The sequence below is a fragment of the Centipeda infelix ATCC 43532 genome, from assembly GCF_000234095.1.
Lineage (GTDB): Bacteria > Bacillota > Negativicutes > Selenomonadales > Selenomonadaceae > Centipeda > Centipeda infelix.
Genome location: NZ_JH376798.1, coordinates 546,585 through 561,003 on the forward strand (window position 1 = coordinate 546,585; position 14,419 = coordinate 561,003).

Sequence of the window (14,419 nt, forward strand, 5' to 3'; positions counted from 1 at the left end):
GCTCGCAAGCTCGCCACTTCCCCCGTTTCGACGGGGGAAGCTAATATGCCGTAATGCAGAGCCTCCCCCGTGCGACACGGGGGAGGGGGACCATGCGCAGCATGGTGGAAGGGGCGCTTTGAACGTCTGGACAAGACACACAAAAGGCTGTTGCACGAGTCGGAATGACTTTGTGCAACAGCCTCCTATTTCTTTTGTAGCATTTTTGTGAAGTATATAAAATTTTCCTCAAAGGATGTGAACCTCTCTATGACCGATCACAAGACTGCCGAAGCAGTCCTCAAGAAATACGACCGCGAATCAAACACCGCCCACTACACGGGGCTGCCACAGAAAATCATCGCAGCCATTGCCATTACATTCTCCATCTTTCAGCTCTACACGGCAACGTTCGGCATCCTCGATGCACAGCTGCAGCGTGCCGTCCATCTTGGCTTTGGGCTTGCACTCGCATATCTGCTCTATCCCTGCCGTCGTGCGTGGACGCGCGATCACTTCTTCCACCCGATCGATGTGCTCTTTGCCGTCCTCGGTGCGGCAGCACCCGCCTACATTGTCCTCCAGTACCGCGAACTTGTGACCCGCGCCGGATCCGCCACAACGGCAGATATCGTCGTGGGCGGGATCGGCATTCTGCTCGTCATTGAGGCGGCGCGGCGCGTCGTGGGGCTGCCGATGGTGACAGTCGTGCTCTGTTTCCTTGCATATGCCTTCCTCGGCCCCTATATGCCGGGCGTTCTCGCGCATAGAGGGCTGTCGCTCGAACAGCTCATCAGTCACCTCTACTATACGACGGAGGGCATCTTTGGCATCCCGCTCGGCGTGTCCTCCACGTTCATCTTCCTATTCATCCTTTTTGGCGCATACCTTGAGAGCACGGGGCTCGGCAAGTTCTTCATCGACCTCGCGAATGCGGTCGCGGGCTGGGCGAGCGGCGGACCCGCGAAGGTCGCTGTGCTTTCGAGCGGTCTGATGGGCACGGTCTCGGGCAGCTCCGTTGCAAACGTCGTCGGCACGGGTTCGCTCACGATCCCGATGATGAAAAAGCTCGGCTATCATCCGAACTTCGCAGGTGCAGTCGAGGCAGCGGCATCCACGGGCGGACAGCTCATGCCTCCCGTCATGGGGGCGGCGGCATTCCTCATGGCGGAGTTCGTCGGAGTGTCTTACATCGAGGTGGTAAAAGCTGCGGCGATCCCCGCCCTCCTCTACTTCACGGGTGTGTGGCTCGGCGTTCATTTCGAGGCAAAGAGGAAGCAGCTCAAGGGCATCCCGCGTCACGAACTGCCGAATCCGCTGACCCTCATCAAGGAGCGAGGGCATCTCGCGATCCCTCTTGTCGTCATCGTCTACCTCCTCGTCTCGGGCTATACGCCCATGCGTGCGGCACTCGTCGCGATCGTCCTCTCCATCGCCTGTGCCATGCTGCGGAAATCCACGCGCATGAAGCCGATTGAGATCATCTACGGGCTGGAGCGCGGTGCAAAGGCGGTGCTCGGCGTGCTCATCGCCTGTGCGGCGGCGGGTATCATCATCGGAGTTGTCACCAAGACAGGGGTCGGGCTTCGTCTTGCCTCCGGACTTATCGAGATGGCGGGTGGGATGCTCCTGCCCGCGATGTTCTTCACCATGATTACGGCAATTGTCCTCGGTATGGGCGTGCCGACCACGGCGAACTACGTCATCACCTCGACCATCGCCGCACCCGCCCTCGTACAGATGGGCGTGCCCATCCTCGCGGCGCACATGTTTGTGTTCTACTTCGGCATCATCGCGGACGTGACCCCGCCCGTCGCACTCGCCGCTTATGCGGGGGCGGGCATCAGCGGGGGCAATGCGCTTAAGACGGGGGTGCACGCGTCGAAACTCGCGGTTGCAGCGTTCATCATCCCGTACATCTTTGTCCTCTCCCCCGTCATTCTGATGGTGGATGCGACCCCGCTTACCCTCGTCATGGCGACGCTCTCCGCTCTCCTCGGCATGGTCGCCGTCAGTTCCGCACTCTGCGGCTTTCTCGCCGATCACTGTCGCCTGTATGAGCGCGCCCTGCTTGTCGGTGCGGGGCTGCTCATGATCAAGCCCGGCGGCACAACCGACCTCATCGGCTGCGCCATCTTCGCCGCGATTCTTGCGCTGCAGTATACGCGCGTAAAGAAAGCGGCATAAATCACGGACTTTTGACCGTTCGAGCATTTTGCTCGGCGGTCTTTTTTATTGCCTGTGCCGTTCTGCCTTCTGCACGGAGAACTGCTCCGCGAGATCGTCCAGATACGCAGCAAGACGTGTACGGCTGCCCTCATGCGCGAGCTGCGCGATCATCGTCATATGGTGTCTGAGATCGTGGCGCATACGGCGCGAGCTGCGCCAGAGGGCGAGCATCGTTTGATAACGCGCCTCCTCGGCACTGCGGATCATCTGCTCATGGAGCTGCCGCGTGTGGAGTGCGTTGCCCTCCTCTGTATAGCGTGCGAGGAGATTCGATACGCGCAGGTATTGGATGAGGGCGAGCGGGAGCAGCAGCCGCGCAGCGATGATCGTCGGCTGCACCGATGTCCCCGATGGATCCGCGGCGACAGCGAGCGCGACGAGAATCACCTCATAGCCGCAGAGATAGAGCCAGAGCCGCCGATCATCAACGGACAGCATCGGCATGAGCAGGTGGCGGATCGTATGCAGCGCGGCGGGCAGGACGAGGAGGAACATCATGGGGATGAGAAGACATTTCCACAGTCCCGGCGGCAGTCCTGCACCGAAGAAATGCTCCGCCGCCGCACCAATCGTCCCCGCAAGCATCGGCAGCGAATAGACGAGTAGGGCGATCGAGAGCACGCGCAGCGGGCGGTCATGGATCGTCGCCATCATATAGAGTACGGCAAGCGGGCGGCACAGGAGGGCAGTCAGCGACATATCCAGCCCCGCCGTCATCTGAATACACTGTGTCAGTACGAGCAGGAGCAGATAGCCGACAAGGACGCAGCCCCGCGCAAAACGCAGCCGCTTACGAAAGACATAGAAAACGAGCAGGTCAAAGGGCGGTGCACACACGAACGTGTGCAGCAGCCGAATCTCTGTGTCGGTCATGATCTGCCGCCTCCCTCGCAGCCATCCGTCCGTGTCGGCGTGCCATCTGCCGCACGCTCCGCTGTCGCTTGCAGTACAATCGAGACAGCAAAGAGCGCACCCTCCGCCGCAATCTCCATTGTTCCGTTATAGTGCACCAGATGCGCGCGTATGCTCTCCATACCGATGCCGCGCTCGGTGTAGCCGCGCTTGGACGAGAGCAGGTGCTCCTCTGCATCGTAACGCAGCGCTCCGTCATAGCTGTTGTCCATCGTCAGAAAGAGCGTGTCCCCCTGATGGATGAGTGCGAGCTGCAGGATGCGCGGGGCATCGGGCGCGAGGCGCTCCAGTGCCTCGGCGGCGTTACAGAGCAGATTGCCGAGGATTGCCGTCAGATCGAGCGGGTCAATCGGATTCTCCGCACCAATCTCAATGCGGTATGCCGGCTGTACGCCGAGCCGTTCAAAGACCGGCTGCCAATAGCCGACGAGAATGTTTACCGTCTCATTCGCACAGACGGGCGCGTAGCGCGTTTGGATTGCTGACGCAGCATCGCCCATCAGCCGCTCGATGCCTGCCGTGTCCCCGCGTGCGAGCATATCCTGTGCCGCAGTGACCATCTCCGTGAACTGCATGCGAAAAGCGCGTGTCGTGCGGGCATTTTCCTCCATCCGCGCTGCATTTTGGCGAGTGATTTCCGCCATCTCCGCCTCGCGTGCCACCTGTTCGCGCAGCTCGCGCTGCCGCAGCCGCGCATTCATGGCATAGAGAGCCAGACCGATGCAGCAGAAACCGCCGACCGCCCCGCTCAGACGCACAAAGAGTGCCGTATGTGTCCGCAGATCATTGAACGGCGAGAGCAGGATCGTGAGCACGAGAATCAGCATACCCAGCCACGCGAGCGGCGTCCATACCGAATCAAAGGAATCATCCGCAAGCAGCGGTGAGGCAATTGTGCGCCCATAGTACAGAAAAAGCGGCACAGCGATGGGGAGACAGGCAATCGTGCAAAGCCCCGAGAGCAGGAACGGCACATCAAAGAGCGGATAAGCATCCTCCACGGCATAGATCACCGTCTGCATGGCGAACCAGACCAGCCCCGGGGGGATGAGGATGCAGATCTGCTTGCCGATCGGCACGCGCGTCATCGCGAGCAGATAGAAGAAGATAAAAAAGAGAAACGGAAAGGCGATGCGCCGTGAAAATACCGTGACCGCCTCAATCTGGATGACCGCCTCGATCCCCGTGAGCAGGAGCAGCCCCGCAATGATCGGCAGCGGAGCAAAACGTAGATAGCGGCGAAAGATATAGAGACGGATCAGATTGACGGGCAGAATGTGAACCGCCGTATACAGCAGCGTTACCAGTGGCACGGCAAGCGGATACTGCATGAGTTCGAGCATAGGAAATGCGTGCATGGGGTTCCTCCTATGACGAAAATCCTGCACGCATTTTCTGCAGCATATAGGCGTGGTAGCTGTGCTCGACCTCGCTGCTGCGGCGCGTCGCAATCGGCAGGAGTGTGCCGTCCGCCAGCAGGATGCCGTCCGAAGTCAGCTGCTGTATATAGTCCATATTCACCAGCAGACTGCGGTGGCAGGCGAGGAACATCGGCATGGCATCGAGCAGCTCCCGTGCACGGGCGAGCGTCATATAGGGAGAGCGTGTCGTGCCGTCCGTCAGATGAAACGAGCAGCGGCGTCCGTCTGCATCGACATAGCGAATGTTTTCGATGGGGATTCGCTGCTCCGTATAGTCAATCGTGAGCGTGATGGTAGGACGATCCTTTTTGAAGAACGGCGTGCGCGACAGTGCCTCGCGCACCCCTGCCTCCGTCACGGGCTTGATGAGATAGTGCGCCGCCGTCACGTCGAATGCCTCGACCGCGTGCTCGCGGCTCGTCGTCACGAAGATGATCGCGCAGTTCGTATTGAATGAACGCAGAATCTGCGCCGTACGGATGCCCGTGCGCTCCCCCAGGTAGATGTCGAGAAAGACAATGTCGGCGCGCGCGGAGGACATATGCGCAAGGAATTTCTTATCATCCGTGAACGCGCGAATCATAGGGCGCGGCATATGGTCGGAACAGATCGTGTCGAGTGTTGTGCAGAGCGTGTGCAGATCGTTCGGATTGTCATCGAGCACCGCAATCTTCATAGAATATGCCTCCTTCTTTATAAAATATTTTATGAAAATAAGAAAAGGATTGCAAGTATAATTTGACTGCTTTCGCGTTCATGACATACTTTCGTCGTTTATGACCAACTTTGTTGATATTTCTCTCAGATGTGAGAAAATAATAATGGTATATATAGTTCTTTCGTATCAGTAAAACAGAGGGAAATGATGTCATATGAAATTGCGCTTGGCGTAGACACCGGCTATGTAAAATACGCGGGCATCGTCATGACCTCCGTTGCCGCAGAGAATGCGGGGGAGGAGATTGGCTTTCATCTTGTTTGTGATGGGATTGCGGAGGAGGACATCGAACGACTGCAGGAATTTCGCGCCGCCTTTCCGAGGACAGATGTCCATATCTATGACGCACGCGCGGCACTCGATGCCATTCCGTTTCCCAATGGGATTCCGCATGAGCGGATCAACCGCAGCGTATTCACTCGGATTCTCATGCCGGAGCTGGTGCCGCAGGAGCTGACGCGGATCCTCTATCTCGATGCCGATACACTCTGCGTCGGGCGGCTCGCCGGTCTCTATGCGCACGACCTCGGCACGGCACCGCTCGCTGCTGCCCGTGAGGGCGACGGCGGACACAAGGCACAGCGCATCGGCCTGCGGGGGACGGACTACTTCAACGCGGGCGTCATGCTCATCGACCTCGCGCGGTGGCGCTCCATGCAGCTGACCGCACGCGTCCTCGATGCGTGGCGCACGCATGGCGCCTCGTTCCCCCTCCTCGAACAGGACGCGCTCAACTATGTTCTGGACGGGGATTTTGCCGTACTCGAAAAGCGTCATGTGCGGCTGATGGATGCCTTTGCGCCGTGGGATGTGGACTTTGCGGCGGAGCATACCATCTGGCACTTTCTCAACGAGGGGAAACCGTGGGTTCGCTATGCCGATCCGCGTGTGCGTGAGCCTTATTGGCAGGTGGTACGAGACTCGCCGTGGCGCGGTCTCACACCGTCCGAGCCGTGGGAGACGCGCATCGCCTACCTTGCGGGCTGTCATGCCGAGGCGGCGGAGGACTACCCTGCGGCGGCGCATTACTTTCACGCGGCGGCGGAGCGGCTGATGGAGTTCTATCTGGAACAGACGAGCAGGATCAATCAATCGGGACAGGAGCATTGAACATGAAGACGAATGCAGACAACAAACAGATGCGCCTTAGCGCACAGATCGCCCTTGCACTCACACTTGGCACAGCGTTTGTGCCAAGTACGGCACTCGCCGCACCGATCACCGCGTCCCAGACCTATACCGCTGATACGACAGAGACGCGTGATGTGGAGATAACGGGCGATACGATCACCGTGAAGGGCATCGATCAGGATACTCCCACGTCAAGCCATGCGAATCGTACGGCAATCCTCAAGGGAAATGTCAAGATTATAAATTCGTCGGGCAATATCCTCGCGGCACTCAGTCACGGGGATGGCACACAGGACTGGACGGGGATTCTGACGGTCAATCCTGACAGAACGAGCAAGGTGGAGCTGCGCGGCGATATTCTCGTGGGCAGACCCGATAACACCTCTGAGAGAGGCGGCTATGTCAATCTCTATCTGAAGGGAGCGGAGTCCTACTTTGCGGGCGGGATTAGAGATCTAGACGGTAAGGCTCTGCATCAACGCGGTGGCGTGCGTCTCGAACTCTCGGATGGGGCGACGTGGTATCCAAAGGGGGATGCCTATACGCTCTTTAATCCCACTCCCTATGCGCAGGATTTTGGTGAGACGAGTACGGACGGGGGCGCGAACTGGGCAGAGGATCAGAACAAGCCGCTTGGCTTCCACCTCTCGGCGAACGGCGGCATCATCGACATGGCGTTTGCTGCGCCGAATGCAGCACGCGGAATTGCCGCCGGACAGCGCACGCTGATATTCCACAATGCGCGGACGGCTCTTAATGGTGCGACCTTCCGCATCTCCACCGACCTCACGCATAATCGTGCGGACAAGATCGTGCTGAACGGCGTGACCGGCACGAGCAATCAGTACAAACTGCAAATCGGCTTCGACCCGAAGATGAACGACGCCGCAAATAAGACAAACTATGAGATCACGCCCTCAGCGCCGGACGGCATTCCCGTACTGGATTCCAACAATACGGGCGACACGGTAACGGCACCGGAGTATACTGCAAAGAAAGCCGTTGCGGCAGGACTTCTGACGAAGAATTTCAAGATCAAACCGACCGTTGTTGAGGCGACGGAAGGCGGCAGGAAGATTGTACGTGTGACGAAAGTCGAGATAACGGATGCAAATCCGACCCCACCGCCGACGCCGCCAACCCCACCGCCGACGCCGCCAACACCACCGCCGACGCCGCCGACACCACCGCCGACGCCGCCAACACCAGGTCCCGCGCTGCGCACCGCCGACCTTCTCATGGATATGGCGCTCGCCCAGCTCAGTGCATGGCGCGGCGAGAACAACGACCTGCATCGGCGCATGGGCGGACTGCGTGCGGGCGGAGCATCCGGCGCGTGGGTGCGCGGCTATGGCGGCAGGACGGAGTTCGGCAGCTATCCTACGGAGGGGCGTTACAGCGGCGTACAGGTCGGCATCGACCGCGTAGCCCCGCTGAAGGACGGCACGCTCTTCATGGGGGTTGCAGCCTCAACATCGAGCGGCACGGCACGGAACAGCGACCTCGACGGCAGCCATCGTGCACACTTCTTCGGTGTGTACGGCAGCTACATGGGCAAACGCGGCGATTATCTTGACGCGATCGTGAAATACGGACGCATGACGAACGATGCAACCGCCGTCTTTGACGGTACGGCATACACGGGCGGCTACGGCGTGAACGGCTGGAACATCTCCGTCGAATACGGACACCGCATAGCTATCAACCCGCATTTCTACTGGACACCACAGGTCGAGCTGAACTATGGACGCATCGGCGCGGCAGACTATACGATGCGCGCAGGTTCTTTGCCGGGGGCTCACATCGCAAACGATGCCGTCACCACACTCGTCGGGCGCATCGGCACGCAGATTGGCTGCGAGGACGAGCACGGCACGGTCTATCTGAAACTCGGCTATCTGCGCGAGTTCAAGGGCGATCTCCATATGCGGGCGCAGTATGGATCGACCTCCATTGACCGCAGCTACACGGCACGGGACAGCTATTTCGAGTACGGCGTAGGCTTTGCGCGGCGCGTCGGCAGAGCGGATCTCTATGGTGAGCTCAGCCGTACGGCGGGCGCGGATGCCATTCGTGAGAAATGGAAGGCGAATCTCGGCGTGCGCATCGAGTTCTAATCGTATACTTTTTGAAACAAGAAAGGTCGAAGCAAAATGAAATCAGCATCGAACAAACAGCTGCGCCGCACGCTCCTCTGTGCGCTCTTTGCAGGCATCGTCGCCGCCCCCTTTGCCGCGCCGCACGCGTATGCTCTCCCCATCGAGGGCGCGAACGCAGCGACGAACAAGACCGAGGCAGACATCTCCACGAGCGGCACGGTCATGGACATCACGGGCAAGACCGCGCACAATATCCTCCGCTGGGAGGACTTCTCCATCGACTCGGGCGAGAAGGTACGCTTTGACGGCGGCAGTCAGACGCGCGACTATCTGAACCTCGTCACGGGCGAGGGCGCGTCGAACATCTACGGCACGATCGAGGGCGGCAGGAACGTCTACCTTGTGAACCCGCACGGCATTCTCTTCGCTAAGGATTCGCAGGTCAATACGGGCGCACTCTACCTCTCGACGGCGAATCCTGCCGACATTGCCACAGCGACGAACACATTCAAGGCAAACGGCACAAGCCCGCTCTCCGCGACCGCACAGATGGGCGATGTGCTGAACCTCGGTACGGTAAAGGCGAGCAAACTCTACATTGAGGGCAAGAACGTCAAAGTCCTCAACACGGATGATGTGAAGAACATGGCGGGCAATGCGCCGCTTACGGGGACGAACGTCACCATTCGTAGTGAAGAAACGCCGCATATCGGCTACGATGTCGGCAATAAAATCACGAGGAACTTCACCATAAACGGCGGAACTTCCTCGAAGACGGTCTCCGACTATGCGAGCACGACTGTCGCGCATCATGCCGCATCTGCAAAATCGCGCGGATGGGATGTCAAAAAGTTGAACGGCACCGATGCGCATACGGACTATGACTATATGCGCGTGCATGATGTCTACGAGCTGCAGCACATGGACGCGAATCGGGTGAATGCAGCGGTTACCGGGTCGGATAAGAAGATTATCGGCAGATATATGCTCGCGAATGACATCGCGGCAAGTGAGACACAGGACTGGGATGGGGGCTTTCAGCCGATTGGCAGTTCTGATAATAGCATGGGGGCCTTTACGGGACGATTTGACGGTGTAGGGCACACGATCACGGGGCTTACCATTAAGCCACCGACCGATACTCATGGGGAGTATTCTCGCGGGATGTTCGCATACATCAATCATGGTGCAGTCATCGAGAATGTCTCCCTGAAGGACGCCTCCGTGTCGGGAGTGAAGGATGTCGGCGGCATTGTGGGAACTGCAAGATGGTCTACCATACGGAACGTCTCCTTCAGCGGTAAGGTTCATGGCGGTAGCATGGTCGGCGGCATTGTGGGAACGCTAGAACAAAGCGGAAGTATCATTGAGAACGCCTACCATGAGGGCACAGTCGAAGGGAACCGTGTTGTCGGCGGCATTGTGGGATATGCGTTTAGCAGCGTCACCGTTCAGAACGTCCGGAATGCGGGCAAGGTCATAGGAAATGAGATACTCGGCGGCATTGCGGGCGCGGTAGATGAGAGCAGCGTTCAGAACGCCGTGCAGACGGGAGACGTGGAGCAACGAGCGGGACAGACGGATTCGCAAGTCGGCGGCGTTGTGGGCCTTTTGAACGGTGACACGCTCAGCCATGCCGTATGGAAGGAGGGCAGTGTAAAGGATGGGAACGGTGCTCTGATCCGGAAGGGCGTCGGCAAAGAGATGGGAAATACTACAGTGCGCGATGTCAAAGAGCACAGTCTGGACGATATGAAGAAGGCAGCGACATACGCGGAATGGGGCAGTGACGTTGCAACCGAGGGCGGCAAGGGTGCGCCGTGGCGCATCTACGACGGCAAGACCATGCCGCTGCTCAAGGCATTCCTCCGGACAAAGCATCTTGCAAACCGCGAGCAGGTCTACGACGGCACGACTCCGACGATTGCGGGTCTCGCCCCCGGTATCACATGGACGGCAGGGAAGGATGCCGGCACATATCATGCCTACAGCGAGCAGTATGACATCATCGGCGGCGCGTACACGGTCAAGCCGAAGGAGCTGACACTCGGCTTTACGAACGGCACGCGCTTTGACAAGACCTATGACGGGGGGCGAGATACCGTCACGCGGACGCTCACGAAGGGGCAGCACTATAATCTTGGGGGTTTTGTCGCGGGCGATGGCTCAGATGTCGAACTGGCGGGTGCTGTCACGGGCAAGTATGCGGACAAGAACGCAGGCAGGGATAAGGAAGTGACGTTCCAAAATCTCGCGCTCACAGGCACAGGTGCGAAGAACTATACCATCAAAAAGGCGCGGGGCGTGGGGACAATCACGCCGAAGCAGCTGACGCTCGACCTCGTGGGCGGCACGCGCTTTAATAAGACCTACGACGGCAATGCAAACGTCACGCAGTCGCTCACGAAGGGGACGAACTATACCCTCACGGGCTTTGTCACGGGCGAGGGCAATGGCATCGCACTCGGTTCTTCTACAGGCACATACAGCGACAAGAATGCCGCCGCAGACAAAGCCGTCACGTTTAACGGGCTGACGCTCACAGGCACGGGCGCGGGCAACTACACGCTGAACAAGACCACGCTCACGGGCATCGGCACAATCACAAAGCGTGCGCTGACCCTCGGCGCAGTCGCGTCGCAGAGTAAGACCTACGACGGCAATACAGCCGCAGACACGTCGAAGTTCCATGCGGCACTGAACAATGTCGTCGCGGGTGAGGAGAACAGCGTGAAGGCGACCGCCACGGGTGCGACCTACAACAGTAAGAATGTCGCTGCGGCAAATCGCATTGACTACACGGGCGTCGCCCTCGCAGGTGCGGAGGCGGGGAACTACACGCTCGCCGCGACCACGGCGCAGGGCGCAGGGACGATCACGCGGCGTGCGCTGACCGTTGATACCGTTGCGGCGCAGAGTAAGACCTACGACGGCACGACCGCCGCAGACACGTCGAAGTTCCATGCGACGCTCGGCAATGTCGTCGCGGGCGAGGAGAACCTTGTCACAGCGACTGCTGCGGGCGCATCGTACAACGACAAGAACGTCGCGGCGGCAAATGCCGTGGGCTATACGGGCGTTGCGCTCACAGGCACGGGTGCGGGGAACTATAGTCTCGCCGCGACGACAGCGCAGGGGGCGGGCAGGATTACGGCGAAGCAGCTGAATCTCGCGCTCGCGGGCGGCGCACGCTTTGACAAGACCTACGACGGCAATGCAAACGTGACGCAGTCCCTCACAAAGGGGACGAACTATACCCTCACGGGCTTTGTCGGCACGGAGGGCGACCATCTCGCACTGGCATCTGCCACGGGTACGTATACGGCGGGCAAAGACGCGAGGACAGACAAGGAAGTAACCTTCAAGAACCTCACGCTCACGGGCACGGGCGCGACCAACTACACGCTGAACAAGACCACGCTCACGGGCACGGGCACGATCGCGCAGCGCACACTGACGCTCGGCGCTGTGGCGGGGCAGACCTTTGACAAGGTATACGACGGCACGCGGAATGCGGGCGACGCGTTGAAAAAGGGCGAGAACTATACCCTCTCGAACTTTGTGGACGGCGAGGGCGCGGGCATCACGGTCACGAGCACAGGCACGGGCAACTATGCGGACAAGAACGTCGGCACACACGCGGTCACCTACACGGGGCTGACCCTCACGGGTGCGGGCGCGGGCAACTATCGTCTGAATACGGCGACGCTCACGGGCACAGGCACAATCACGCCGCGCACGCTGACGCTCAGCGCCGCGCCGCAGAGCATTGTGCAGGGCGCGCCGCTGCCCTCCTTCACGGGACGCGCGGAGGGCTTCGCCGACGGTGAGGACGAGCGCGTATTCGGTGCGGACGGCATCACATTTGGCACGACGCTGACGAATACCGATACGCCGGGCAGCTACGACATCATAGGGCGCGTCGGCAGCACGAGTGACGGTGTCGTCGGCAACTACCGCATTACGCAGGCGGCGGGCAATGCGCGTGCATTCAACATCGCCGCGCCCATGGCAGGCGGCATCCTTGCCGCACTCGTGCAGGATGCCGCGCCGCGCTTTGATATGGGCTTCGGGCAGGAGGTCTATGTATTCGGCTTGCCGCGTCCCATCCCCACGGCAACGCTCGGCATCTATCGCTTCGATGCGGAACATGCCTTCGAAATTCAGGGGTTGCGTCTTTGATGGTGCGTATTCGTGCTTCGTTAAATCTTTGTGAAAAGGAGTCTTTCCGTTGAAGATAAAAGAAAAACACGCGCGCTTTGGACTTGCCGTGCCCCTCGCAGCGGTGCTTCTCCTGCCGAGCACAGCCTTTGCAGCGACGAATTTGCCGCAGTCCGATGCGTATCTGCCCGAAAAGGTACAAGAAAACGCCCTCGAAAGCAGCCTGCCGACCGCAGGCGGCGGCAGTACAGCGGCAGCCTTTCGCCTCATGCGCATCGACGTCGAGCAGGACGGCACGCAGCTCTCCGCTGCTGCGCTCGATGAAAGGACGGCACCGTACCTTCGCCGCACGCTCTCCGAAGCCGACATCAACGCGCTTCTCGCAGAGCTCACCCGGTACGCACGCAGCCACGGCTATCCCGCCGCTGCCGCCTATCTCCCGCCGCAGACGAATGCGGAGGGCGCACTTGAGATCCGCATTCTCGCGGGACGCTATGGGAAAATCACGATCGACAGTAGTGCCGCCATCGACGACGGACAGATCCGCCGCCTCGCCCACGCGCTCCATACGGGCGCACCCATCGAGGGACGACGGCTTGAAAAGGCTCTGTACAACATCGCCGCCCTCGGCGGCATCGAAGCGGCGGGACTGCTCTCGCCCGGCGCGGACTTTGGCACGAGCGACCTCACCATCCGCGTGCGGGACGGCAAGCGGCAGAGCTTCGTCCTCTACAGTGAGAACTACGGCAGCAAGACATCAGGACGTTACCGCTACGGCGCACAGGCGAGCCTGTCGAACCTCACCCGCAGCGGCGATCGGCTGAGCCTTGCCGCGATGCTCTCGAACGAAGACCTCCGCAACTACAGCGTCACCTATACCCGCCCCGTCGGCGTGGGCGGCACCGTGCTCGGCCTCGGTGTCAGCCGCATGGACTACGAGCTTTCGGGCGCATTTCGCCGCCTTGGCGCAGCAGGACACGCCGACACCGTGAGTCTCTTTGGCACATCGCCGCTCCTGCGCACCGCGCGGGACAGCGTCAGTCTCACCTACGGATGGGACTGGCGAAAACTCGAGGACGAGTACAAGAACGTCGGCATGACACTCGAAAAGCACAGCAGTGCCGCGCATATCGGTGTACGCGGCGAGATGGTCCGCCCGCGCACGCGTCTGACCTACGACCTCACCGCCTATCATGGCACGATTGCGTCCGACTCGGCGATGGCAGAGCGGCAGATGCGGCGTGCGGGGACAGAGGGCAGCTTTACCAAGGGCGTGCTGAATCTCGGCGTGCGGCAGGAACTCGGCGGACGTTTCCATCTGAACCTCAAGACACAGTTCCAGGCGGCGGGGGACAACCTCGACAGTTCGGAGGAGATCTACCTCGGCGGGGCAAATGGCGTGCGTGCCTACCCGCAGGGCGAGGGCTCGGGCGACAGCGGCTATCTCGCGAGTGCGGAGCTGGTCTATCGGACGGGCATCCCGCATCTCGATCTCAGCACCTACTATGACACGGGGCATGTGGTATACGCGCATGACGGCGTGGATGGCGGCACGACACTCAGCGGCTGGGGCATCGGTGTCAGTTACAGTCGCCCCGGCGACTACTTCCTGCGGCTCGATTGGGCGCGGCGCATCGGCCTCGCGCGGAACGCGAGCGAGGAGGCAAAGGCAAAGAACCGTCTCTGGTTCATGGTCGGCAAAGTGTGGTAGAGCACTTCTCTCATACCGTGCCTTACACAAAAGGGGGGGTGCACGAACGCCCCTATCG

8 protein-coding genes are annotated in these 14,419 nt (G+C 60.1%); 5 read left to right on the top strand and 3 right to left on the bottom strand.

Annotation, left to right across the window (positions count from 1 at the left end):
- Positions 1 to 249: 249 nt before the first annotated feature.
- Positions 250 to 2,166 (top strand): TRAP transporter permease, encoded by a 1,917-nt coding sequence (locus HMPREF9334_RS05795; RefSeq protein WP_006692552.1) that lies wholly within the window; start codon positions 250 to 252, stop codon positions 2,164 to 2,166.
- A 45-nt stretch (positions 2,167 to 2,211) separates the two neighbouring features.
- On the opposite strand, the gene HMPREF9334_RS05800 is transcribed toward HMPREF9334_RS05795, so the two are convergent.
- The 3 genes from HMPREF9334_RS05800 to HMPREF9334_RS05810 are packed head-to-tail and all read right to left on the bottom strand — an operon-like array spanning position 2,212 to position 5,217.
- Positions 2,212 to 3,081 (bottom strand): hypothetical protein, encoded by an 870-nt coding sequence (locus HMPREF9334_RS05800; protein WP_006692553.1) that lies wholly within the window; start codon positions 3,079 to 3,081, stop codon positions 2,212 to 2,214.
- Complete coding sequence (locus tag HMPREF9334_RS05805) at positions 3,078 to 4,478, bottom strand: GHKL domain-containing protein (RefSeq protein ID WP_039957322.1); 1,401 nt, start codon at positions 4,476 to 4,478, stop codon at positions 3,078 to 3,080. Before HMPREF9334_RS05805 ends, HMPREF9334_RS05800 begins: the two co-directional genes overlap by 4 nt.
- A 10-nt stretch (positions 4,479 to 4,488) precedes the next feature.
- Positions 4,489 to 5,217, bottom strand: a complete 729-nt coding sequence (locus tag HMPREF9334_RS05810) for a LytR/AlgR family response regulator transcription factor (protein WP_006692555.1) — start codon at positions 5,215 to 5,217, stop codon at positions 4,489 to 4,491.
- Positions 5,218 to 5,406: 189 nt separating this feature from the next.
- Here HMPREF9334_RS05810 and HMPREF9334_RS05815 point away from each other — a divergent pair, with 189 nt between their 5' ends.
- The 4 genes from HMPREF9334_RS05815 to HMPREF9334_RS05830 are packed head-to-tail and all read left to right on the top strand — an operon-like array spanning position 5,407 to position 14,361.
- Positions 5,407 to 6,369, top strand: a complete 963-nt coding sequence (locus tag HMPREF9334_RS05815) for a glycosyltransferase family 8 protein (RefSeq protein ID WP_006692556.1) — start codon at positions 5,407 to 5,409, stop codon at positions 6,367 to 6,369.
- A 2-nt stretch (positions 6,370 to 6,371) separates the two neighbouring features.
- A complete protein-coding gene (locus HMPREF9334_RS05820; RefSeq protein WP_006692557.1) occupies positions 6,372 to 8,507 on the top strand; it encodes an autotransporter outer membrane beta-barrel domain-containing protein in 2,136 nt (711 codons plus the stop codon).
- Positions 8,508 to 8,543: 36 nt separating this feature from the next.
- Positions 8,544 to 12,671: a YDG domain-containing protein gene (locus HMPREF9334_RS05825; protein ID WP_006692558.1), complete on the top strand. Its 4,128-nt coding sequence runs from the start codon at positions 8,544 to 8,546 to the stop codon at positions 12,669 to 12,671.
- Between the two features lie 49 nt (positions 12,672 to 12,720).
- The gene (locus HMPREF9334_RS05830) at positions 12,721 to 14,361 is read left to right on the top strand and encodes a ShlB/FhaC/HecB family hemolysin secretion/activation protein (RefSeq protein WP_006692559.1); all 1,641 of its coding nucleotides are present in this window, start codon (positions 12,721 to 12,723) and stop codon (positions 14,359 to 14,361) included.
- Positions 14,362 to 14,419: the final 58 nt, after the last annotated feature.

Coding starts and splice junctions, on each gene's coding strand:
- HMPREF9334_RS05795 (WP_006692552.1), top strand. CDS start 250: ATGACCGATCACAAGACTGCCGAAGCAGTCCTCAAGAAATACGACCGC.
- HMPREF9334_RS05800 (WP_006692553.1), bottom strand. CDS start 3,081: ATGACCGACACAGAGATTCGGCTGCTGCACACGTTCGTGTGTGCACCG.
- HMPREF9334_RS05805 (WP_039957322.1), bottom strand. CDS start 4,478: ATGCACGCATTTCCTATGCTCGAACTCATGCAGTATCCGCTTGCCGTG.
- HMPREF9334_RS05810 (WP_006692555.1), bottom strand. CDS start 5,217: ATGAAGATTGCGGTGCTCGATGACAATCCGAACGATCTGCACACGCTC.
- HMPREF9334_RS05815 (WP_006692556.1), top strand. CDS start 5,407: ATGTCATATGAAATTGCGCTTGGCGTAGACACCGGCTATGTAAAATAC.
- HMPREF9334_RS05820 (WP_006692557.1), top strand. CDS start 6,372: ATGAAGACGAATGCAGACAACAAACAGATGCGCCTTAGCGCACAGATC.
- HMPREF9334_RS05825 (WP_006692558.1), top strand. CDS start 8,544: ATGAAATCAGCATCGAACAAACAGCTGCGCCGCACGCTCCTCTGTGCG.